The organism is Polynucleobacter sp. HIN9 (assembly GCF_030297635.1).
Taxonomy (GTDB): domain Bacteria; phylum Pseudomonadota; class Gammaproteobacteria; order Burkholderiales; family Burkholderiaceae; genus Polynucleobacter.
This window is the reverse complement of record NZ_AP028140.1, coordinates 1,683,372-1,704,963: the sequence shown is the minus strand read 5'-3', so window position 1 is coordinate 1,704,963 and position 21,592 is coordinate 1,683,372. Positions and strand designations below refer to the sequence as shown.

The following is a 21,592-nucleotide window of genomic DNA, read 5'->3' as shown; positions in this document are numbered from 1 at the left end:
GCCATGAAGTTTTTGTTTATTGCTGATCCACTCGATTCGTTTAAGGTCGAGAAAGATAGCACTCTGGCCATGATGCGTGCCGCACAGGCTGCAGGGCATGCGATTTGGTATACCCAAAGCCATGACTTGGTTTGGGGACAAGGCAAGGCCAGGGCGCGTTGCCAAACAATTGAACTTTTAGATGGTGAGCATTGGTATGCCCTGGGTTCATTTGAGGAGTATCCGTTGGAGTACTTTTCTGCGGTCTTAATGCGCCAAGATCCACCATTCACGGTAGAGTATTTGACGAGTACCTGGATCCTATCGGCAGCTGTTTTGCAAGGAGCGCGGGTATTTAACTCACCGGATGCAGTTCGCAATCATTCTGAAAAACTCTCGATCACGGAGTTCCCGCAATTTATCCCCCCGAGTTTGGTGACGCGCGATATTCATGCGATCCGCGATTTTCATCGGCTGCATCACGACATTGTTATTAAGCCACTCGATGGTATGGGTGGCATGGGCGTATTTCGGGTGGGACCCGATGGCCTGAATTTGGCAAGTATTGTTGAAACCCTTGGTGAGAACGGCGCACGTACTCTAATGGCCCAACGTTACTTGCCCGAAATTACTTCGGGCGATAAGCGCGTTTTGCTCATTGGTGGTGAGGTCATGCCTTATGCTTTGGCGCGTATACCGCAGGGCTCAGAGATTCGCGGGAACTTAGCCGTTGGTGGCAAAGGTTTAGCCATGGCTCTGACCGCACGCGAAGAGGAAATTGCCAATCATTTAGCCCCTATTCTGGCTAAGCGTGGCTTGTTCTTAGTGGGCCTCGACATGATCGGCGGTTACTTGACCGAGATTAATGTGACAAGCCCCACCTGTTTTGTGGAAATTACTCAACAAACCAATTTGGATATTGCTCAAAAATGGCTTACATTGCTTGAAAAGGAGCTCATTTAAGGTGCCAGGAATCCTAATTGTTGCCCACACCCCAATTGCCGGATCCATGCTTGGTTTTGTTGAGCATACCTATGGCAAGGTGCCGGTTCGTATGGCTGCGGTTGATATTCCCCCACACGAAGATACCAAGATTAGTTTTGAGCGCGTCTATGAAGCGGCCACTCAGGTTCAAAGTGAATATGGCATATTGGTTTTAACAGACGTTATGGGTGCTACCCCAGCGAATGTTGCCACTCGGCTTGCCAAATCTGGACTCTTTTCATGCAAGGTGATTGTGTTAGCTGGCGTGAACTTGCCAATGCTTATGCGGGCGATTTCTTATCGAGGTACCGGAGTTGAATCGGTTGCTCTTAAAGCCATGCAGGGTGGTCAAAATGGCATTATTCGTTTAGGAGCGCCCTCTTCAATGACCGATGCCGAGCTTATGTTGAATCAGAATGCAGGAACGAGCGATGCCAAAACTTGATATTGAAATCATTAATAAGCTTGGCCTGCATGCACGCGCGTCCGCAAAGTTATCGCAACTCGCTAGTGAATACCCGTGCGAGGTATTTATGAGCAAGAATGGCCGACGCATTAATGCGAAAAGCATTATGGGTGTAATGATGCTTGCTGCTGGCATGGGTAGTACCGTTACGATCGAGACCGTTGGCGAGAAAGAAGACGAAGCCCTAAAGAAAATTTGTGAGTTGATTCAAGATCGATTTGGTGAGGGCGAGTAGGAATGACCTTTGCTCTTCACGGTATTGCCGTCTCTAAAGGTATTGCGATTGGTAAGGCCGTATTAATTTCAAGAGCCGCCCTTGAGGTTAGTCACTACCTGATTGAGCCTGGGACCGAAGAAGCCGAAGCTAATAAATTACTCGAAGCGTTTGATTGCGTGCGCCAAGAACTCAATACCCTTAAAGCCGCTTTACCAAAAGATGCTCCACAGGAGATGGCAGCATTTTTGGATGTTCATCAATTAATCCTCTCGGACCCAACCTTAGCTGAGAAGCCCTTAGCCTTGATTCGGCAAAAACGCCTAAATGCTGCTTGGGCCCTGACCACCGAGCTCAATGATTTGCTTGAGCAGTTTGCTGAAATGGACGATCCGTATTTAAAGGAACGTGGCAATGATATTCGGCAGGTCGCTGAGCGAGTCTTAAAGGCATTGCAGTCGCATAACCGTCAGACTGTGGTTGGTGGCGAAGGACTGATTACAGGACACTTTGAGGATGACACGATTGTGGTGGCGCATGATATTGCACCTCATGATATGTTGCGCTTTAAAGAGAATGCGCTGGGTGGATTTGTAACCGATTTAGGTGGCAAGACCTCTCACACTGCTATTGTGGCGCGTAGCTTAGAAATACCAGCAGTCGTAGGTATACGCCATGCCAGCGACATGATTGAGCACGGCGATTGGATTGTGATTGATGGGGACCGCGGCATTGTGGTGGTTGCTCCCGATGAGATGCTTTTGGCTCAGTATCGAAGTCTTCAGGCTGAAAAACGCCTGGAGTCTGAAAAGCTACAAGAGCTTAAGTACAGCCCAACCCGCACCAAAGATGGTGTTGAGATCGAGTTATTTGCCAATATTGAGTTACCAGAAGATGCAAAACATGCTCTGGAATTAGGTGCGGTTGGCATTGGATTATTTCGGTCTGAGTTCTTGTTTATGAACCAAGAACATGGTCTTCCGGATGAAGAGAAGCAATATCAGGAATACACCCGTGCGGTGGAGGCAATGTTTGGTTTGCCAGTGAATATTCGTACGATTGATATTGGCTCTGATAAAGCAGTCGCGGGAGCTGAAACTGGTTCTACTGGAACATCTCCTCTGGGTTTGCGCGCCATTCGTTGGTCGTTGTCTGAGCCTGAGATATTTTTAACTCAATTGCGCGCCATATTACGAGCGTCTGCACATGGCCAAGTTCGACTGTTATTGCCAATGTTGGCGCATGCACAGGAGATTCATGAAAGTTTGCGGCTCATTGAAAAGGCTAAACAGCAATTACAAGAGCGGGGCAAGGCGTTTAATCCAGATATTCAGGTAGGAGCAATGATTGAGATTCCAGCCGCCGCCTTGATGATGCCGCTCTTTGTCAAACACTTTGATTATTTATCAATTGGTACCAATGATTTGATTCAGTACACCTTGGCGATTGACCGTGCCGATCATGCGGTTGCTCACCTATACGACCCATTAAATCCGGCAGTACTCAATTTAATTGCCGGAATTATTCGTGAGGCAAACCGAGCCAATGTGCCGATTGCAGTATGCGGCGAGATGGCGGGTGATCCTGCCTTGACAAAGCTCTTATTGGCGATGGGATTGACCGATTTCTCAATGCACTTTAGTCAGCTCTTACTGGTTAAGCGCGAGATCATGCAGGCCGATACCCGCAAGTTGAAGATGCATATTGATGAGTTACTGGCGGCTTACGAGCCAGTTGAGCAAAGCATTCTATTTAATCGCTTGAATTCAATTCATTAGTGCGTGCCTGGTCCGCACACTGGACAAGCGTGATGGCGTGCGAGTTTAATTTCATCGATCTGGGTCGTGCGGGCATTCCAGATCAGCAAGCGCCCGATTAACGGCTCTCCAAAACCAATAATGACTTGCAGAGTTTGCGCCGCCTGAATAGTTCCAATAATGCCTACTAGAGGTGCAAAGACCCCCATGCTGGCACAGTTGGTTTCAACATAATTAGGATCTGGTGGGAAGACGCAGGCATAGCATGGTGAGTTTGGATCGCTAAAATCAAATACGCTCACCTGACCATCAAAGCGTAATGCGGCGCCTGAGACCAATACTTTTCCATGGGTAACGCATACCCGATTAATCAGGTGTCGGGTCGAAAAGTTATCAGTACAGTCAACCACTACATCAACATCACCAAGCAGCTCTTTGAGTAAGGGTTCATCAAGCCTTTTTTCAAGCGCTTGAACCTGACAGCTGGGATTTAAGCTTTTCAGAAAATGTTTGCCTGAGGCCACCTTACTCATGCCAATGCTATTGTCTTGGTGCATGATTTGACGCTGAAGGTTAGTAAGCTCGACATGATCATGGTCGATTAGAGTAATTCTTCCAATGCCAGCGGCAGCTAGATAAGGGGCGCACGCAGAGCCTAAACCACCAGCGCCAATGATCAGTACGTGGGAACTTAACAGGCGCTCTTGACCTACGATGTCAATTTCATCGAGAAGTAGATGACGCGAATAGCGAAGGAGTTGCTCGTCATTCATGAGCAACTCAATTACTCGAGTTTAGAAGCCGAGCGCTTGACAGTTTGACCGTTGAGAAAGGCAATGGCTTGTTGCAGCATGAAGTCATCATTGCTACCAAACTCAGGTGGGCGACGATTCTTTTCTTTCTCACGCTCCTCTGGCGTTTTCTTTGCATTGCGCTCTTCAATTAACTGCAATTCTTGCAGACGCCGTTTCTCGCGATCTTTGATCAATGCTTCTTCTGAGGATTGTTTATTACGCAAGTGCTTTTCGCTATCAATCTCTCGTGTAATTAATACATCTTCAGGGTCGCCGTCCTTATTCTGATCTACCGGAATATCGGGTTTAATCCCAAATGCTTGGATTGAGCGACCATTGGGCGTGTAGTAATAAGCGGTAGTAATTTTGAGCGCTGAGTCGCTGCTGAGTGGCCGAACAGTCTGCACGGATCCCTTACCAAAGGTGGTCTTTCCCAGAATAGTGGCACGTTTGTAATCTTGCAGTGCACCCGCAACGATTTCAGAAGCAGATGCGGAGTAGGCATTGACAAGCACGACCATTGGGATTTTCTTAAAAAGCGGAGGCACCTCATCGAGTGGATCATTCGATTCACTTAATTTATACATGGCGGGAACCGCATTAAATACTTGGCGCGAATCTGGCGCTTGGCCTTTGGTTGAGACAATCACTGAGCCCGGGGGCAAGAAAGCGGCTGCAACACCAACTGCGCCTTGCAGTAGTCCACCACCGTTATTACGCAGATCTAATACCAGCCCTTTTAAGCTCGGATCTTTAGCGGCAAGCTCTGCTAATTTCTTAGCAAGGTCTGGAACAGTGCGCTCTTGAAAGCTGGTAATGCGAACCCATGCAATATTGTTATCTACAATTTTTGCTCGAATCGACTGTACTTTGATCTCAGCGCGGGTGATGGTGACGGGAAAAGTGCGCTCTTCACTTTTTCTGAAAATCGTTAAAGTAATTTTGGTACCTGGGGTACCACGCATGGTACGAACCGCTTTATCGAGTGACATGCCACGCACTGGTTTATCGTCTAGGCGGGTAATGAGATCGCCTGCTTGAAGACCGGCTTTAGCAGCAGGAGAGCCTTCGATTGGATTAAGAACTTTTACTAAACCGTCTTCAGAGGTAATTTCAATACCAAGCCCTGCAAACTTTCCAGCAGTTTGCTCTTGCATTTCTGCAAAATCTTTTTTGTCAAGGTAAGCGGAGTGCGGATCAAGACTGCTGACCATTCCTTTAACTGCATCAGTGAGTAATTGTTTGTCGTCAATGGGTTCTACATACTCACGCTTAATTTGCCCAAAAACATTTGAGAGTGTGCGTAACTCATCGAGCGGCAAGGTGCTGGCACCTTGCTGCGCGGTCGCCGAGAACTGGATGGTTGCCGCAATTCCGGCAATCAAGCCAATACTAATTAGGACAATATTTCTAAATAACTGACGCATTTAGCTATTTTGCCTCTAAATAGAAATGTTGTATTGGGCGAAGCTCATCGTCCAGTTCATAAATGAGGGGATTGCCGTTAGGCACATTGACCTCCATGATCGCCTCATCCGACACCTGATCAATGTGCTTCATCAGGGCGCGGATGCTATTACCGTGGGCGACCAGAATAACGCGTTTTCCTAGCTTGAGAGCTGGGGCGATGGACTCATTCCAGAGGGGCAAAACCCGACTGACGGTATCTTTTAGGCACTCCCCATGGGGAATATCCTCATGAGTGAGCTTGGTATAGCGGGGGTCCTTGGCGAGTTCAGCGCGTTGCTCTGGGCTTAATGGAGGTGGGGCGATGGCATAGGAGCGTCGCCAAATGTGGACTTGCTCGTCACCAAACTTGGCTGCAGTCTCTGCCTTATTGAGCCCGGTCAGTGCACCGTAGTGCCGTTCGTTTAATCGCCAGCTATGGACCACAGGCACCCACATTAGATCCATGGCATCTTGGATGTTCCATAAGGTTCGGATGGCGCGCTTTAGAACCGAGGTATAGGCAATATCAAAGTCGTAACCAGCATCCCTTAGAAGCTGGCCAGCCCGTTGGGATTGCTCAACGCCTGTTGGCGTTAGGTCAATATCGGCCCATCCAGTAAACCGATTCTCAAGATTCCAGGCGGATTGTCCGTGGCGGACTAGGATGAGTTGTTTCATAGATGCATTCTATAATCTGATAATGGACTTCTTAGCTCAAACAGACAACCTCGTACTGGCCGCCTTAATGATCATTTCGGGCACGGCTTTATTCATGCCAACATTATCAACCCTAATTAGTGGCAAGGGTCTAACCCCCACCGATGCGACCATTTGGATCAATCGTCGCAAGGCCAATGTGATCGATTTACGAACCGAGGAAGATTTTAAATTAGGCCATTTGCCAAATGCCAAAAATATCGCCTTGGAGAGCTTAGGCGCTAGCTTGAAAACCATGAAAATCGATCAAAAATATCCTGTTGTGGTGATTGGTCGGGGCCCGGCTCATTCTCAGAAAGCAGCTAAAGAGCTTCGCAATCTTGGGTATACCGAAGTGGGTGTTTTAGAGGGCGGTATCAACGCTTGGCAAACCTCCGGGTTGCCGCTGATTAAATCCTAATGGGGAAGCGATGCCAGACGTTTTGATGTACAGCACCCGCGTTTGCCCTTACTGCGTGATGGCTGAGAAACTTTTACAAAAAAAGGGTGTTCAGAATTTACAAAAAATATTAATTGATGTCGATCCAGCCAAGCGAGAAGAAATGATGACTCGCACAGGTCGCAGGACTGTTCCACAAATTTATATCGGTGATCGTCATATTGGCGGTTACGATGATCTAGCAGCATTAGATCGTGCAGGCGGTCTTGATCCGCTTTTAGCCTAACCATTTCTAATTGGAAAGAGAGTTTGTATGAGTGATGCTGCAACGAATTCAGCCACAGGTTCAAATGAGCCTTCGTTTGTCATCCAACGTGTTTATCTAAAAGATTTATCACTCGAGCAACCCAATGCCCCCGGTATTTTGTTGGTTGCGAGTGAGCCACAGATTCAGGTGGAATTGGATATTGCGGTTGATCGCCTAAGCGACGAGTTATTTGAGGTTGCCCTCTTGAGCACAGTCACCGCTCGCGTTGAAGGCAAGGTCATGTTCTTGGTCGAAGCTAAGCAAGCCGGTATTTTCGAGTTTAAGAATATCCCGATTGAGCAAATTGACCCAATGCTTGGCATCACTTGCCCAAGCATCATCTTTCCGTATTTGCGCTCAAACGTTGCCGACATTATTAGTCGCGCCGGCTTTCAGCCCATTCATCTTGCCGATATCAACTTTCATGGCATGTATGAGCATCGTTTGGCTCAGGCACAGGCAGCTCAGGGAGCGCAAGCCGGTAATGGTGAGGCAGAGAGCAAGATTATTTTGCCCAACTAATGAATATATCGGTCCTAGGGGCAGGAGCATGGGGTACAGCTATTGCTATATCCGCTGCTAGTCACCATTCGGTTTGCTTATGGGCGCGCAACCCAAATGCCGCCGATGCCCTTCGCAGGGATCAAGAAAATAAGCAGTATTTACCAGCCATTGCGTTACCCAAATCATTATTAATTGAGTCGGATTTTGAGAAAGCTGTTAACAGATTAGGGGCTGATGACCTATTAGTGATTGCGACCCCAATGGCTGGGTTAGCAGCTACGGTAGCTGATGTTTTTAAAACGGCACAACACCCTTTCAACATTTTGTGGCTTTGCAAAGGGTTGGAACCCAAAACCTCCCTACTTCCCCATCAGGTTGTTGGCCGCGAACAAGAACGATTCGCCACCCATGCGCATGCAGTGGGTGTTTTGTCAGGCCCTAGCTTTGCCCGTGAAGTTGGCGAGGGTTTGCCTTGCGCTTTGACGGTTGCAAGCACTGCATCTGAATTTTGTCAGCAAGTACAAACTGCGTTTCACCATGGAAATATTCGGGTGTATGCAAGCGATGATTTGATTGGGGTTGAGCTTGGTGGCGCCGTTAAAAATGTATTAGCAATTGCTGCCGGAATTGGCGATGGCTTGGGCTTGGGTATGAATGCCCGCGCTGCCTTGTTAACCCGAGGTCTTGCAGAAATGATGCGGTTAGTTAAAGCTGTCGGCGGTAAGAGCGAGACCTGTATGGGACTCGCTGGCTTGGGCGATCTTATTTTGACCGCAACGGGTGATTTATCGCGTAACCGTCGTGTGGGTTTATCGCTTGCCGCTGGGGAGCCATTGGACCGGGTATTAGCCGCGCTTGGTCATGTGGCTGAGGGTGTCTTGTGTGCGCAAGCCGTGAGTGATTTGGCTAAACAACATCAGGTTGAGATGCCAATTTGTACAACGGTTAGTCACGTACTTAATGGTCAACTGAGTCCCGAGGATGGAGTTCGGACCTTAATGGGCCGCGGGCCTAAATCGGAAACTTAAGTCCCACCCTGGAATTGGTGTTGGCGCCATGCTTCATAAACCACGACCGCTACAGAGTTTGAGAGATTTAAGCTGCGACTATTAGCAAGCATTGCCAATCGAAGGTGATTCTCGCGAGGAATGCTAGCGCGTACCTGATCGCTAATGCCTTTGGTCTCTGATCCAAATACAAAGTAATCGTTTGAGTGAAATTCTGTATGAAGAAGTGAGCGCTGCCCCTTAGTCGTTAAAGCAAAGACACGCTGCAAATCGGCCTTTGTGCTTGTTAGAAAATCGGACCAGTTCTCATACAGCTTGAGATTGGCAAACTCATGGTAATCCAGGCCCGCGCGCTTCAATTTGGCGTGTTCAAGAGGAAAACCAAGTGGTTTGATGAGATGCAATTGCGCACCCGTATTGGCACATAGGCGGATGATGTTCCCAGTATTCGGTGGGATCTCAGGTTCAAATAAAACGACATTAAACATAGCAGCATCATATTGCACTTAAGACTCCCAAGGAGGCGTGCGAAGCATGGTCCATGCGCTCACCCGCTTTGCCCCAGACTTTTTGAGAGTTGTTGCTAACGAGTGGATCGTTGAGCCGGTGGTCATGACATCATCAATAACCACGATATGTTGGTCATGAATCATAGAAGCTGCACCAACTTTCAATTCAAAACGGTCTCGCATCGATGCAGTGCGGTCGGCACGATTAAGACTTGCTTGAGCAGTGTGGGTTGGGTGGCAAATCACTAGGTTTGGAATGCGTCTGATGGATTTCGGAAGATCAAACCGTTTCGCGATTTCCCATGCTTGATTAAAGCCGCGCGCTGCTAATTTTGTTGGATTTAGCGGCACCGGAATTAAAACATCCGCATCGCATGCTTTGAGAGCATGTTGATGAAATATATTCCACAAGAGGGCAAAGCCACTAGCGCATGCTAGCCTCTTTTGGTACTTTAAAAGGTGAAGCGTTTGACGTAATGGTTCCTGATAGAGGTCGAGATAAGTCACGTGATCAAAGGCCGGTTTTACCTGTTCACACGCAGCACAAAGTGATTGATGCGGCCCGATTGGTAGCGCACAAATCTGACAGGATGGACCAAATTGCAAGCGGTTTTGAGCAATGCGATCGCGACATGGAAAGCATACAATTTCAGCTTGTGCTTGCTCGCACACCATGCACAGTGTCGGAATTAAATATTGGGTTGCAGTACGAAGCCAGCTCATCGGGGCGCTGAGTATACTGATTCGATGACCACTTCTCTTTCATGGCTTCGAACTGAGATTCAAGAGCGAATGCTTGATAAGTTAGCGCCCATCAAGCTGATGCCGAAACACATTTTGCTCGAACCCGATTTTTCTGGCTTAAATCGCAGGGCATTTGCGAAGCGTTTTCCTAGTGCGCAAATTGACACCATTCTTGATCCTCAAATTCAGGGAAGGATTCCATTGGGGATCAAACTTAAACAGGTACTCAGTCGCCCTTTGTTGAACTCAGGCCGATTACTGGGTCAGGGGATTCCAGACAATGCATCCTACGATTTGATCCTCAGTAATTTATGTTTGCAAAATCTCAATAACCCGAGCGCTTGGATGGCGAGTTGTCACCAGCATCTGAAAGAAGGCGGTTTGATTTCATTTGCCTATTTGGGCCCTGATACAGGTAAGGAACTCCGGGATGCCAACCCGGATGGTAGTCAAATGCAAACCTTGCCAGGCGCCCTCGATATGCACGATATTGGGGATGCCTTGGTTCAAAACCGCTATTCGGACCCGGTGATGGATATGGAATATCTTCATTTGGAGTACGAAACTGGGCAGGCTCTTTATAAGGATGGCCTAGCTCTGGGGCTCATTTCTGCGGGTACGCAACTCCATCAACTTAGGGTTCCTGACCCCCTAAAACTGACCCTGGAAATCGTTTATGGACATGCTTGGGTTTTGGCAAAAAATCTCAGTACTGGGGATGCTAAATCAGCATATATTCGCGTAGATGCAATTAAACGTAAATAGTTCCATAGCTAATTTATAAGTAAGTACTTACATTTAATTATCTACATATAGGGTTTGCCCCAAAGGAAATCACAAAATGACTTCTGTCAAGCAAATCATCCTATAATTCAGTGTCTAATTAGTGACTAGTGGCTGGACAAGCGACCAGACTTTATTAGGTGCGCTGCTCTTAAATTTGAGAAAAAAATGAATATTCGTAAATTGCTGACAAAAATTTGGCTTGCCCTTGGTTTTGGAATCTGGAGTTTTACTGTTGCGGCGCAAGATATGCCAGGCGGCCCCAAAGTAAATCAACTCAATTTCCCCGCCCCTGCAACCAAAATTATGGAAGAGATTCATTGGTTGCACTGGATGATGATGATCATTTGTTTGGTGATCTTTATTGGCGTTTTCTCAGTGATGTTCTATTCGATTTACAAGCATCGCAAATCCAAAGGTGCCCAGCCCGCATCGTTTCATGAGAGTACTTCGGTTGAAATTATTTGGACTGTTATTCCTCTGCTAATTGTGATTGGTATGGCTCTTCCCGCCACCAAAACAGTAGTTGCGATGAAGGACACCACCAATGCAGACATCACCATTAAAACCACTGGTTATCAGTGGAAGTGGGGTTATGACTACATTAAGGGCGAGGGAGAAGGTATTAGCTTCCTTTCGACCATGTCGACTTCACGCGAAGCGATTAACAATCTCGCGCCCAAGAGTCCAACCTATCTGATGGAAGTCGATCATGAGATGGTTGTCCCTGTGAATAAAAAAATTCGTCTAATTACAACTGCGAACGATGTGATTCATGCATGGACCGTTCCTGCATTTGGCGTAAAGCAAGACGCAATTCCTGGCTTTGTGCGTGACACCTGGTTCAGAGCTGAAAAAATTGGCACCTTCCGTGGACAATGTTCTGAGCTTTGTGGCGCGCAGCACGCATTTATGCCCATCGTAGTTAGAGTCGTTTCTGATGAGGACTACACCAAATGGGTTGCTGAAAAGAAAAAAGAAATGGCTGCTAACGCGGATGATCCGAGCAAGGTTTACACCTTGGCTGAGCAAATGGATCGTGGTGCTAAGGTGTATGCCGCCAATTGCGCTGCTTGCCATCAAGCCAACGGTAAGGGCGCCGGCGCTTTCCCTGCATTAGATGGCAGCAAGGTTGCCTTGGGTCCGAAAGCAGGCAACTTCAATATTTTGATTAACGGTAAAGGTGCGATGCCTAAATGGGGTGGCGTTATTTCTGATGGAGATTTGGCAGCTGTAATGACCTATTACCGAAATGCATGGAGCAATAAGACGGGTGAAGTTGTTCAAACCCAGGAGTTCGCTACTGTTCGTGCTGGCAAATAATTGAACTTATATAACGAATTGAATTAAACCGGAGCAAATCATGAGCACCATATCCACAACCCACGATCACGCACACGATCATGCCCACGACCATCCCCATGGATGGCGTCGTTGGTTGTTTGCAACCAACCACAAAGACATCGGCACGATGTATTTGATCTTCGCCTTCGTGAGCCTTCTGGCTGGCGGAGTGATGGCGCTTGGTATTCGTTTGGAACTGTTTCAGCCTGGGTTGCAATATTTGCGCCCCGAGTTTTTTAATCAGTTAACCACCATGCACGGCTTGGTGATGGTGTTCGGTGCCATCATGCCGGCTTTCGTGGGTTTTGCAAACTGGATGATTCCTTTGCAAATCGGCGCGTCTGATATGGCATTCGCCCGTATGAACAACTTCAGTTTCTGGATTTTGCCAGTTGCTGCATTGTTATTGTTCGGTTCATTTTTAGCACCAGGTGGTGCGCCCTCAGGCGGCTGGACCTTGTATGCACCGCTCACCCTGCAAATGGGGCCGGGGATGGATATGGCCATCTTTGCACTTCATTTGTTAGGCGCCTCGTCCATTATGGGTTCAATTAACATCATTGTGACCATCTTGAATATGCGCGCACCTGGCATGACACTCATGAAGATGCCAATGTTCTGCTGGACCTGGTTGATTACTGCCTATTTGTTAATTGCTGTGATGCCTGTGCTAGCCGGCGCGATCACTATGGTTCTCACTGACCGTCATTTTGGAACCAGCTTCTTCTCTGCAGCTGGCGGTGGCGATCCCGTGATGTATCAGCATATCTTCTGGTTCTTCGGTCACCCAGAGGTTTACATCATGATCTTGCCCGCGTTTGGCATTATCAGTGAGGTCGTTCCTGTATTTGCCAGAAAGCGTTTGTTTGGCTACGCATCGATGGTTTATGCCACATCATCCATCGCAATCTTGTCATTTATTGTTTGGGCTCATCACATGTTTACCACTGGTATGCCGGTGACTGGTCAGCTCTTCTTTATGTATGCCACGATGCTAATTGCAGTTCCAACCGGGGTAAAGATTTTTAACTGGGTTGCGACCATGTGGAAAGGGTCAATGACCTTTGAAACCCCGATGCTATGGGCGATTGGATTTATTTTTGTGTTTACGATCGGTGGTTTTACTGGGCTGGTTTTGGCGATGGCCCCAATTGATATTGGTCTACAAGACACCTACTATGTGGTTGCCCACTTCCACTATGTGCTAGTGGCGGGTTCGCTCTTTGCGATGTTTGCAGGCTTTTATTACTGGTGTCCAAAGTGGACTGGTCGTATGGCCGATGAGTTCCGCGGCAAGGTTCATTTCTGGGGCTCAATGTTCTTCTTTAACCTCACCTTCTTCCCAATGCATTTCTTGGGTTTAGCAGGTATGCCACGTCGCTATGCAGATTACCCAACCCAGTTTGCTGATTTCAATTTAATTGCTTCGATCGGTGGTCTTGGCTTTGGCTTAATGCAGGTTTATTTCCTGCTGTTTGTCGTGCTCCCTGCATACCGTGGTCATGGCAAGAAAGCTCCGGATAATCCATGGGAGACAGCCAATACTTTGGAGTGGACCGTTCCATCACCCGCGCCATTCCATACATTTGAGCAGCCGCCCAAAATTAGCTAATGGCACTTGACGTGACCGAGCGATCGAATCCTTTGATGAGCAACCGCCGCCTAGCGGCGGTCTTGCTATCGATTGCGTTGACTTTTTTCTTGGGCATCGTATTGAAGTATTGGATCTTAGGTTAGATATATGGCAAATAATCTAGGCGCCCTTAATAAGCAAATCCTACTGAAGCTTCTTTTGCTTGCTGTATTGATGTTTGGATTTGGTTATGCCTTGGTGCCTTTATACAAAGCCCTTTGTGAAGTGACTGGCATTAATGTTGTCACTAGTAAAAATAATTATGGTGTGCGTGCTTATGGAGCTAGCAAGCCAGGTAATACCCAAGTAGATTACAGTCGAACGATCACGATTGAGTTTGACTCCAATAGTCGTGGACCATTTGCTTTTAAGCCGGTTAAGAACTTTCTTGAAGTTCATCCAGGCGAGATGCACGAGATCGTTTATGAAGTAGTTAATACTTTGGATCGACCTGTCGCTGCTCAGGCAATTCCCAGCTATGCTCCAAAGACCGCAACGGAGTTTTTTACGAAGATCGAATGCTTTTGTTTTCAAGAGCAAGCCCTGACCCCACATCAGATTCGGCAAATGCCAGTGGTATTTATTGTTGATCCCAATCTTCCAAAAGACGTTAAAACAATCACCCTGTCGTATACCTTTTTTGAGACCGGAGTACCTAAGCCTGTTGCAAATGTCAAAGAATCTAAGAGCAAAGTGTCACTATGAACAAGCAACCTAGTTTTTTTCGTTCAATGCGTGCCGTTTTGTGGGCGTTTTTAGGGATTCGCAATAAAGCAGGATTGCAAAATGATGTTGCAAGCTTGAGTTTTGTGCACATCATCATTGCTGGTGTATTGGGCGCCGTACTATTTATGGCGATCCTTTTGTTGATTGTGAATTTAGTGGTAACCAATTAATTTTTAGTTAGAAAGAGCGCGATGTCATCAAACTCCACACCGTATTATTTTGTTCCGGGCCCCTCAAAATATCCCGTCCTTGCTAGCATTGGACTGCTTGGCTTTGGCGGCGGCATGTCCGCTTGGGTCAATGGCCTTTCATGGGGAGGACCGCTGGTCCTAGCAGCAGTTATTTATGTGCTGTTTGTGCTGTACGGTTGGTTTGGTGATGCAATCTCGGAGTCCAATACCGGCAAGAACGGTGTGAACGTCGATGTGTCCTATCGCTGGTCGATGAGCTGGTTCATCTTTTCCGAGATCATGTTTTTTGCCGCTTTCTTTGCGGCCCTGTTCTACGCTCGCAGTATTACAGTGCCCTGGCTTGGTGATGTGGACAATAAACTCTTATGGCCTGATTTTGTAGCTGCATGGCCAACCGTTGGTCCTGCTGATCTGGTTCAAAAATTTAGTACTATTGGCCCTTGGCCAATTCCAACGATTAATACGTTATTGCTCTTGAGCTCAGGGGTTACCGTGACCTGGGCACATCATGCTTTACGAGAGGGAAATCGTCAGCACGCCATTTATGGATTATTTGCGACCGTATTTCTTGGGCTTATTTTCTTGGGTTTTCAAGCTTACGAATACATCCATGCTTATAACGACCTGAACCTGAAGCTCACTTCTGGAATTTACGGATCAACCTTCTTCATGCTGACCGGTTTTCATGGATTCCATGTGTTCTTGGGTGGCTTGATGTTGGCGATTATCCTGCGCCGTTTGATTCGTGGTGATTTCACCGCCGAGAATCACTTTGGTTTTGAAGGTGCCGCTTGGTATTGGCACTTTGTTGACGTCGTCTGGCTAGGGCTTTACATCGTCATTTACTGGATGTAATGGCCAATAGGCGGCAGCGTTGGTTGCCGCCTAGCCTATTGAGGCACTTTCAGGCCAGTGGACTCAATGAGTCCAAAGTAATGGGCAATCCAAATGCCAATGAATAGTGCAATCGATAAACCAATTCTGAGCATCAGCGAGTGAACCATCCTGGAGCTATTGCCTTTGTCTTTCATCATGAAATACAACGCCGATCCTAAGCTAGCGATGATGACCAACAAAATTAAAACAATTAGCCATTTCATATTGGTGCCAAACCCTTGAGTTTATTTCGAGTTCTTATTGTAGAGCGAAGAGTCGCAACCATTGCGATGCTAGTCGTTCTTGCAATAGGTATTTTGGCTGGCCGTTGGCAACTGGGTCGTGCGGATCAAAAAATAATTCTGGCTAATCAAATTAGCGCCATGGCGGCTCGAGAGCAGATTGACCTCAATGCCAAAAATTGGACTCTATCAGAAACTGAGTTTAGGCCGGTGCGAGCGCGTGGTCGTTTTTTGCCCAATGAGGTCGTTTGGCTTGATAATCGCCCCAGTCTAAAGCCACAAACAGGGCAGACCCAATCCGGGTTTTATGTGCTGATGCCATTTTTACTTGATGGTCAGGAAAAGCGCCTTGTTTGGGTTAACCGAGGGTGGGCCCCCAGAAATAATCAAGATCGATTGATATTGCCAAGCATTACAACGCCTAAGGAGAGTGTAGTCATCGAGGGTATTGCATTGGCTGGGCCAGGGAGGGTGTTAGAGCTTGGCAATCAACCCAATAGTCAAGCTTCACCCCGGATTCAGCAAAATTTAGACCTGACCTATGAAGCGGGCCGAATGGCATATCCACAATTACCCTTCATTATTCGCCAAAATGACCCAGATGAAGGTGATGGATTGTCCCGAATTTGGCCTGTGGCAACGACAGGCGTCGATCGCCATTATGCTTATGCTTTCCAATGGTTTTCTTTAGGTGCGGCCGCGCTAGCATTTTGGTTCACAACTGGTTTTATGCGCTATCGCAATCAAGGTAAATCAAGTTCATAAAGGTTATATAGCAGTGAGCGATCAAGATTTATTAATTCCAGCGAGTCAGCTTGATAAGAAGGCATTAGATGCCAGAACTCGTCGCGGCCGGATTCAAATGATACTGGTGCTACTCGCATGCGCATCGCCAGTAATCGCATCGTATTTGGCCTATTACGTTTATAAGCCTGAGGGCGGAAAGACCAATTATGGTACTTTGATTGTGCCGCCACAGCCAATTAATCCCAGCTGGTTTGAGATTCCATTTAACGGTAAGTGGACCCTGATGGTGGCAAGACCGGCAAGCGAGTGCAAAAAAGGCAATGATGCTTGTGTTGAGGTTTTATATCTGATGCGTCAGGTACGCTTAGCTCTTGGTAAGAATAAAAATCGTCTGCAATTGGTTTGGGTTGTGAATGATCGCGGCCCAGTTGAGGATGATATTCAGAGGGCCTATGATCAAGAGAATGCTGGTTTTTATATTATTCCCGCTCCTGATCCAAAAAATGAGGCTGCTTGGCAAGCTTGGCTGAACACTCAAAATCTAGGCCAAGGAATCGCTCTGATTGATCCAAGTGGTGAGAAGATGATGGTCTTTCCCGACAAAACCAGCTCGAGTGACTTTGTGAAGATTCGTAAAGACGTTGAGCGTCTTCTAAAGTTAAATCGCAAGGGTGAGAAGATATGATGTCTGAAATGGCTCTAATGGTTTTAGAGCTTGCCGGAATCGCTCTCTTGATTGCTGGCTTACCGCTGGCAATCCTTTATTTTAAAAAAGGAATGGGGCTATTTCAAAAGCTCAATTGGACCATCGTCTTCCTAACCTTTGACCTCATTTTGTTTGGTGCATTTACTCGTTTAAGTGATTCTGGTTTAGGTTGCCCAGACTGGCCAGGTTGCTATGGCACATCCAATCCCTTTCGCGCCATCGAAGAAATTCGGGCGGCAGAAGCTGCAATGCCCACAGGGCCGGTAACGGTTTTTAAAGCATGGGTTGAAATGATTCATCGTTACTTGGCGATGAGCGTTGGGTTTTTAATCATTATTCAAGTCATCATGGCATTTAAGCAGCCAAGCGCAGGCCGCTCCTTAGCTATTAAAGGCAGTTTGTTTTTACTGGTCTTAGTTTGTTTACAAGGCGCATTTGGAGCCTGGACCGTGACCCTTAAGCTGCAACCAATCATTGTTAGTATGCATCTCATCTTGGCATTGATCTTATTTGCCAGCATGGTCTGGTTCGCGCAACGTAACGATGCCCTCTGTTCAAGTGATTCCAAGACGATTTCAAGCTTATCTGGCAGCCTTGTATTAATCGCTATTGTTGCACTCTTTGCTCAAATTTTTCTAGGTGCGTGGGTTAGTACTAACTATGCTGTGTTGGCTTGTCCTGATTTTCCAACTTGTATGGGTGTTTGGTATCCCAATATGGATTGGCAAAATGCTTTTTTCTTATGGCGCGATTTGGGTGAGGCTAAATCGGGTGAGATGATCCCGATGGCAGCGCTAGTCACAATCCACTGGACCCATCGTGTTGGTGCTATTTTTGCCTCCGCTATTTTGCTTTTCGTTGCTATAAAAGTAATTCGACATCCAGAGCCAAAGGTTCAATTTTGGGGGAAGGCAATCATTGCATTGCTTGCATTACAAATCGCCACCGGTATATCCAATGTAGTCTTTCAATGGCCATTAGTAGCGGCGTTGTTGCACACCGGTGGTGCGGCAGCTATTTTATTTTGCTTGGTGCGTTTAAGTGCGTGGAGTAATAACTATTTTTTATCCGGTAAGCCGCCCCAGCGAGGGATTGCATGAGTACTGATTTTGTTCGTCCTCCTATGCCTCGCTGGAGACAATATTGGGTATTAACTAAGCCAAGAGTGACTCAGCTCGCAGTATTTTGCGCGATTATTGGCATGTTTTTGGCAACCCCTGGGATGGTTCCCTGGTCGATATTACTTGGTGGATCGATCGGCATTTGGTTGTTAGCGGGCGCGGCATTTGCGGTGAACTGTCTGATAGAGCAAGCGGTTGATGCCAAAATGCGTCGAACCGCATGGCGCCCCTCAGCAACGGGCGAGATTACCCCTTGGCAAATTATTATTTTCTCTTGCATTTTGGGAGCCGCAGGGATGGCAGTACTGTGGATTTACACCAATCCCCTCACGATGTGGCTTACCTTTGCAACCTTTGTGGGGTATGCCGTTATTTATACCTGGTTCTTAAAGCCAGCAACGCCCCAAAACATTGTGATTGGCGGGCTTTCTGGTGCCATGCCACCTGCATTGGGTTGGGTAGCTGTTACTAATCAATTATCGGCAGAAGCCTGGTTATTGGTGCTCATCATTTTTGTGTGGACCCCACCGCATTTTTGGGCATTGGCACTCTACCGACGCGAAGATTATGTACAGGCGGGCTTGCCGATGTTGCCGGTCACTCACGGTGAGCGATTTACCTTACTCAATATCTTGCTCTATACGCTCATCTTATTGGCGGCCTCGATTCTTCCTTATGTCTATGGAATGAGTGGCTTATTCTATTTGGTATGTGCACTGATTCTTAGCGGTATTTTTGTAATGTATGCAATCCGTCTTTACCAACACTACAGCGATCAGTTGGCTCGTAAGACATTTAAGTACTCCATTACTTATTTAGCTCTACTATTTGCTGCTATTTTGATCGATCATTACATATAGCCCATGAAAAAATTAGTCCTTTTATGCGCCGTGTTTTTATTGGCCGCTTGTTCAAAGCCTAGCTTCAAGAATGTTGATATTACTGGCAGTAAATCATTTGGTTCTAATTTTGAACTTTTGGATCCTAATGGTCAGGTGAAAACCATGGCTGATTTCAAAGGTAAGGCTGTATTAATTTTCTTTGGCTATACCCACTGCCCAGATGTTTGTCCTGCGACATTAGTTGAAATGCAAGAGGTCATGAAAACCTTAGGCCCATTATCTGATCGGGTGCAAGTTATTTTTATTACAGTTGACCCGCAGCGAGATACTGCAGAGCTAATGGCGCAATACCCCCCCGCTTTTGATCCTCGTTTTATTGGGCTGAGACCGGCTAACGACGAGGCGCTGGCTAAGGTCGCTAAAGATTTCAAGGTGTATTACAACAAGGTGCCGGGCAGTAATCCTAAAAATTACACGATCGACCATACTGCTGGAAGTTACGTATTTGATCCAAACGGTAATTTGCGCCTCTATATCAAGCATGGGCAAGGCGCCGAGCCGATTGCCCATGACCTAAAACTACTACTTCAATAAGTCTTAGTGAAGCCTTGGGTTTTCATCTTTTAAGAGCGTACGCAACTTCTTAAAAGCAGCGACCTCTATCTGACGTACCCGTTCAGCAGAGATCCCAAATTCCTTAGCAAGATCATGCAAAGTCTTGCCGCCTTGGCCTTCTGCGTTAACTGCCAACCAACGGCTTTCAACAATCGCACGACTGCGCTCATCTAGAGTATGAAGTGCTTGCAAGAGTTTTGGACCATGCAAAGAGTAAGATTCGTTTTGCTCAATAACCGCAGTTGGTTCTTGGCTTTCATCACTGAGCCAATGAATTGGCGCAAAGCTTTCCTCATCTTGGCCATCCCCCTCGATCGAGACGTCTCCCCCAGCAAGCCGCATTTCCATTTCTTTGACATCGGCACCGCGAACATCAAGGGCTTTAGCTAATGACTCAATTTCATCATTGCTCAAGGCATTTGCAGAAAGTTTATTGCTACGTAAATTGAAAAACAGTTTGCGTTGCGCTTTGGTCGTTGCTACTTTGACTAAGCGCCAGTTCTTGAGAATGTATTCATGGATTTCTGCTTTGATCCAATGAATGGCGTACGAAACGAGTCGTACCCCTTGGTTGGGATCGTAGCGTTTGACTGCTTTCATCAAACCAATATTGCCTTCCTGAATGAGGTCGGCATGCGGAATGCCGTAACCCAAGTATTGACGAGCGACCGACGCAACCAGTCGCAAGTGAGACAAAACCAGTTGTCGCGCAGCATCTAAATTGTCGGAGCGGCGATATTCCTGCGCCAGGGTGTATTCCTGGGCAGCACTTAACATTGGTAAGCGATTAATGTGTGCCAAATAGGCATCAATCGTACCGACTCCAAGGGCTGGTAGAGCAGGCATTGCAAGAGCAATACTAGACGAGCCCGTTTTTCGAGTATTCATGAGGGTGTTCAAAGTCATCGTTGATAGATTAATTTGAGTTTAGATCGAATTATTTTAGCACTCTTGTCAATAGAGTGCTAATGCGTCTAATAATCTACAAGATATTGATTTATAAAGCTATTCTACAAGCTCTTGGGCATAAGCCTTAGCAGAAAATAGCTCCAAATCACCTAATTGCTCACCCTTGCCAAGTGCATAAACATAGGTTTTTGGGCCCTGGGTTTGGGAGGAGCTTTGCAACTCATTGCGAAGTGCGCAAATTACCCCGCCTTTAGCGGTGCCATCCAATTTGGTGACGATAAGGCCGTGTAGTCCAATTGCGTTCCGAAAAGCCAAAACTTGGGCAATTCCATTCTGACCCGTATTGCCATCAAGGACCAAGACAATTTGATGGGGGGCATCGGGGATCAACTTGGAAATGACTCGCTTGACCTTCTTTAATTCCTCCATCAGATTCGCTTGAGTAGCGAGTCGGCCAGCCGTATCAATTAGTACAACGTCAACCTGCCGAGACAAAGCGGCTTGGATTGCATCATGCGCAATCGCGCCAGCATCGCCACTCTCTTGGCTAAGCACTTGCACTTGATTGCGCTCACCCCATTCCTTGAGTTGATTGCGCGCCGCCGCTCGAAATGTATCCCCAGCAGCGAGGAGCACCGACTTTCCATGAGCCTGGAAGTGATGACATAGTTTTCCAATCGATGTGGTTTTGCCAGCACCATTGACCCCTACAATTAGCCAAATTTCTGGCTTAGGATGCGTAGCACTTGGGCTTAAAGGATTTTCTGGGGACTCTAAGTCACTCAAAAGATGGCTGAGCTCATCAACTAGAACTACCTTTAAATCCTCAGAATTTGTAATGGAATGCTGTTTGGCCGATTTGCGTAGACTAGCTATTAGAGCGGTTGATGTCGAAACACCAACATCGGCTTTGATCAGTAATTCTTCTAAATGATCGAACCAGGCTTCATCCACTCGGTTACGAGTAAAGAGTGAGCTAAGTGTTTTACGTAAACCAAACATTGTCGATACAATCCAAAAGAGTGATCTTAACTAGATAATTCATAC

The 21,592-nt window shown here is 46.9% G+C and carries 28 protein-coding genes; 20 read left to right on the top strand and 8 right to left on the bottom strand.

What is annotated here, in order from left to right; all coding sequences use genetic code 11:
• Positions 1-3: 3 nt before the first annotated feature.
• From gshB to ptsP, 4 genes are read left to right on the top strand one after another with little or no spacing between them, the layout of a single operon-like run.
• On the top strand, positions 4-942 hold the full coding sequence (gene gshB, locus QUE62_RS08580; protein WP_286261540.1) for a glutathione synthase: 939 nt from the start codon (positions 4-6) through the stop codon (positions 940-942).
• A gap of 1 nt (position 943) precedes the next feature.
• Positions 944-1,408 carry a PTS sugar transporter subunit IIA gene (locus QUE62_RS08575; protein WP_286223620.1) on the top strand — a complete coding sequence of 155 codons (465 nt, stop codon included), beginning with the start codon at positions 944-946 and terminating at the stop codon, positions 1,406-1,408.
• Positions 1,395-1,664 carry an HPr family phosphocarrier protein gene (locus QUE62_RS08570; protein ID WP_286226752.1) on the top strand — a complete coding sequence of 90 codons (270 nt, stop codon included), beginning with the start codon at positions 1,395-1,397 and terminating at the stop codon, positions 1,662-1,664. Before QUE62_RS08575 ends, QUE62_RS08570 begins: the two co-directional genes overlap by 14 nt.
• A 2-nt stretch (positions 1,665-1,666) precedes the next feature.
• The gene (gene ptsP / locus QUE62_RS08565; protein ID WP_286223618.1) at positions 1,667-3,421 is read left to right on the top strand and encodes a phosphoenolpyruvate--protein phosphotransferase; all 1,755 of its coding nucleotides are present in this window, start codon (positions 1,667-1,669) and stop codon (positions 3,419-3,421) included.
• Here ptsP and QUE62_RS08560 read toward each other — a convergent pair.
• Genes QUE62_RS08560 through gpmA form a run of 3 tightly spaced genes read right to left on the bottom strand, consistent with a single transcriptional unit; the run spans position 3,418 to position 6,321 of the window.
• On the bottom strand, positions 3,418-4,173 hold the full coding sequence (locus QUE62_RS08560; protein ID WP_286261538.1) for a HesA/MoeB/ThiF family protein: 756 nt from the start codon (positions 4,171-4,173) through the stop codon (positions 3,418-3,420). The genes ptsP and QUE62_RS08560 overlap by 4 nt on opposite strands.
• 11 nt (positions 4,174-4,184) lie before the next feature.
• Positions 4,185-5,621, bottom strand: coding sequence for a S41 family peptidase (locus QUE62_RS08555; RefSeq protein ID WP_286226749.1), 1,437 nt, complete (start codon positions 5,619-5,621; stop codon positions 4,185-4,187).
• Positions 5,622-5,625: 4 nt separating this feature from the next.
• Positions 5,626-6,321 (bottom strand): 2,3-diphosphoglycerate-dependent phosphoglycerate mutase, encoded by a 696-nt coding sequence (gene gpmA, locus QUE62_RS08550; protein WP_286261536.1) that lies wholly within the window; start codon positions 6,319-6,321, stop codon positions 5,626-5,628.
• Between the two features lie 22 nt (positions 6,322-6,343).
• Between gpmA and QUE62_RS08545 the strand changes: the two genes are divergently transcribed.
• The 4 genes from QUE62_RS08545 to QUE62_RS08530 are packed head-to-tail and all read left to right on the top strand — an operon-like array spanning position 6,344 to position 8,578.
• The gene (locus tag QUE62_RS08545; RefSeq protein ID WP_286225319.1) at positions 6,344-6,760 is read left to right on the top strand and encodes a rhodanese-like domain-containing protein; all 417 of its coding nucleotides are present in this window, start codon (positions 6,344-6,346) and stop codon (positions 6,758-6,760) included.
• A gap of 10 nt (positions 6,761-6,770) precedes the next feature.
• On the top strand, positions 6,771-7,025 hold the full coding sequence (grxC, locus tag QUE62_RS08540) for a glutaredoxin 3 (RefSeq protein ID WP_286223613.1): 255 nt from the start codon (positions 6,771-6,773) through the stop codon (positions 7,023-7,025).
• A 27-nt stretch (positions 7,026-7,052) separates the two neighbouring features.
• Entirely contained in the window at positions 7,053-7,568 is a 516-nt protein-coding gene (gene secB / locus QUE62_RS08535) for a protein-export chaperone SecB (RefSeq protein ID WP_108509157.1), read from the top strand.
• The gene (locus tag QUE62_RS08530) at positions 7,568-8,578 is read left to right on the top strand and encodes an NAD(P)H-dependent glycerol-3-phosphate dehydrogenase (protein ID WP_286261533.1); all 1,011 of its coding nucleotides are present in this window, start codon (positions 7,568-7,570) and stop codon (positions 8,576-8,578) included. The genes secB and QUE62_RS08530 overlap by 1 nt, the downstream gene beginning before the upstream one ends.
• Here QUE62_RS08530 and trmL read toward each other — a convergent pair.
• Both trmL and QUE62_RS08520 read right to left on the bottom strand, forming a co-directional pair.
• Positions 8,575-9,045 carry a tRNA (uridine(34)/cytosine(34)/5-carboxymethylaminomethyluridine(34)-2'-O)-methyltransferase TrmL gene (trmL, locus tag QUE62_RS08525; RefSeq protein ID WP_286224769.1) on the bottom strand — a complete coding sequence of 157 codons (471 nt, stop codon included), beginning with the start codon at positions 9,043-9,045 and terminating at the stop codon, positions 8,575-8,577. The two genes, QUE62_RS08530 and trmL, sit on opposite strands and share 4 nt — an antisense overlap.
• 18 nt (positions 9,046-9,063) lie before the next feature.
• Positions 9,064-9,789, bottom strand: a complete 726-nt coding sequence (locus tag QUE62_RS08520) for a ComF family protein (RefSeq protein ID WP_286226746.1) — start codon at positions 9,787-9,789, stop codon at positions 9,064-9,066.
• Between the two features lie 24 nt (positions 9,790-9,813).
• Between QUE62_RS08520 and QUE62_RS08515 the strand changes: the two genes are divergently transcribed.
• The 7 genes from QUE62_RS08515 to QUE62_RS08485 all read left to right on the top strand — a co-directional run bounded on the left by QUE62_RS08515 (position 9,814) and on the right by QUE62_RS08485 (position 15,342).
• Positions 9,814-10,575, top strand: coding sequence for a methyltransferase domain-containing protein (locus QUE62_RS08515; protein ID WP_286226745.1), 762 nt, complete (start codon positions 9,814-9,816; stop codon positions 10,573-10,575).
• A gap of 267 nt (positions 10,576-10,842) precedes the next feature.
• Positions 10,843-11,916 (top strand): cytochrome c oxidase subunit II, encoded by a 1,074-nt coding sequence (gene coxB, locus QUE62_RS08510; RefSeq protein ID WP_286227516.1) that lies wholly within the window; start codon positions 10,843-10,845, stop codon positions 11,914-11,916.
• 40 nt (positions 11,917-11,956) lie between these two features.
• Positions 11,957-13,549: a cytochrome c oxidase subunit I gene (gene ctaD / locus QUE62_RS08505; RefSeq protein WP_286225315.1), complete on the top strand. Its 1,593-nt coding sequence runs from the start codon at positions 11,957-11,959 to the stop codon at positions 13,547-13,549.
• Positions 13,549-13,674 carry a cytochrome oxidase small assembly protein gene (locus tag QUE62_RS08500; protein ID WP_286223606.1) on the top strand — a complete coding sequence of 42 codons (126 nt, stop codon included), beginning with the start codon at positions 13,549-13,551 and terminating at the stop codon, positions 13,672-13,674. Before ctaD ends, QUE62_RS08500 begins: the two co-directional genes overlap by 1 nt.
• A 4-nt stretch (positions 13,675-13,678) precedes the next feature.
• A complete protein-coding gene (locus QUE62_RS08495) occupies positions 13,679-14,275 on the top strand; it encodes a cytochrome c oxidase assembly protein (protein WP_286226744.1) in 597 nt (198 codons plus the stop codon).
• Positions 14,272-14,466 carry a DUF2970 domain-containing protein gene (locus QUE62_RS08490; RefSeq protein ID WP_108509149.1) on the top strand — a complete coding sequence of 65 codons (195 nt, stop codon included), beginning with the start codon at positions 14,272-14,274 and terminating at the stop codon, positions 14,464-14,466. Before QUE62_RS08495 ends, QUE62_RS08490 begins: the two co-directional genes overlap by 4 nt.
• 21 nt (positions 14,467-14,487) lie before the next feature.
• Positions 14,488-15,342, top strand: coding sequence for a cytochrome c oxidase subunit 3 (locus QUE62_RS08485; RefSeq protein WP_108509148.1), 855 nt, complete (start codon positions 14,488-14,490; stop codon positions 15,340-15,342).
• 35 nt (positions 15,343-15,377) lie between these two features.
• Here the strand turns inward: QUE62_RS08485 and QUE62_RS08480 are convergent, their stop codons facing one another.
• A complete protein-coding gene (locus QUE62_RS08480; RefSeq protein WP_108509147.1) occupies positions 15,378-15,587 on the bottom strand; it encodes a twin transmembrane helix small protein in 210 nt (69 codons plus the stop codon).
• A 66-nt stretch (positions 15,588-15,653) separates the two neighbouring features.
• Between QUE62_RS08480 and QUE62_RS08475 the strand changes: the two genes are divergently transcribed.
• Genes QUE62_RS08475 through QUE62_RS08455 form a run of 5 tightly spaced genes read left to right on the top strand, consistent with a single transcriptional unit; the run spans position 15,654 to position 19,615 of the window.
• The gene (locus QUE62_RS08475; protein ID WP_286226743.1) at positions 15,654-16,370 is read left to right on the top strand and encodes an SURF1 family protein; all 717 of its coding nucleotides are present in this window, start codon (positions 15,654-15,656) and stop codon (positions 16,368-16,370) included.
• Positions 16,371-16,383: 13 nt separating this feature from the next.
• On the top strand, positions 16,384-17,037 hold the full coding sequence (locus tag QUE62_RS08470; RefSeq protein ID WP_286223603.1) for a hypothetical protein: 654 nt from the start codon (positions 16,384-16,386) through the stop codon (positions 17,035-17,037).
• A complete protein-coding gene (locus tag QUE62_RS08465; protein ID WP_286226742.1) occupies positions 17,034-18,158 on the top strand; it encodes a COX15/CtaA family protein in 1,125 nt (374 codons plus the stop codon). The genes QUE62_RS08470 and QUE62_RS08465 overlap by 4 nt, the downstream gene beginning before the upstream one ends.
• Positions 18,155-19,039 (top strand): heme o synthase, encoded by an 885-nt coding sequence (gene cyoE, locus QUE62_RS08460; protein WP_286223601.1) that lies wholly within the window; start codon positions 18,155-18,157, stop codon positions 19,037-19,039. Before QUE62_RS08465 ends, cyoE begins: the two co-directional genes overlap by 4 nt.
• Before the next feature lie 3 nt (positions 19,040-19,042).
• Positions 19,043-19,615 (top strand): SCO family protein, encoded by a 573-nt coding sequence (locus QUE62_RS08455; RefSeq protein WP_286223600.1) that lies wholly within the window; start codon positions 19,043-19,045, stop codon positions 19,613-19,615.
• Between the two features lie 3 nt (positions 19,616-19,618).
• Here QUE62_RS08455 and rpoH read toward each other — a convergent pair whose 3' ends face one another.
• Together rpoH and ftsY are read right to left on the bottom strand one after the other, a co-directional pair.
• Positions 19,619-20,524, bottom strand: coding sequence for an RNA polymerase sigma factor RpoH (gene rpoH, locus QUE62_RS08450; RefSeq protein ID WP_458574827.1), 906 nt, complete (start codon positions 20,522-20,524; stop codon positions 19,619-19,621).
• Between the two features lie 117 nt (positions 20,525-20,641).
• Entirely contained in the window at positions 20,642-21,547 is a 906-nt protein-coding gene (gene ftsY / locus QUE62_RS08445; protein WP_286261531.1) for a signal recognition particle-docking protein FtsY, read from the bottom strand.
• Positions 21,548-21,592: the final 45 nt, after the last annotated feature.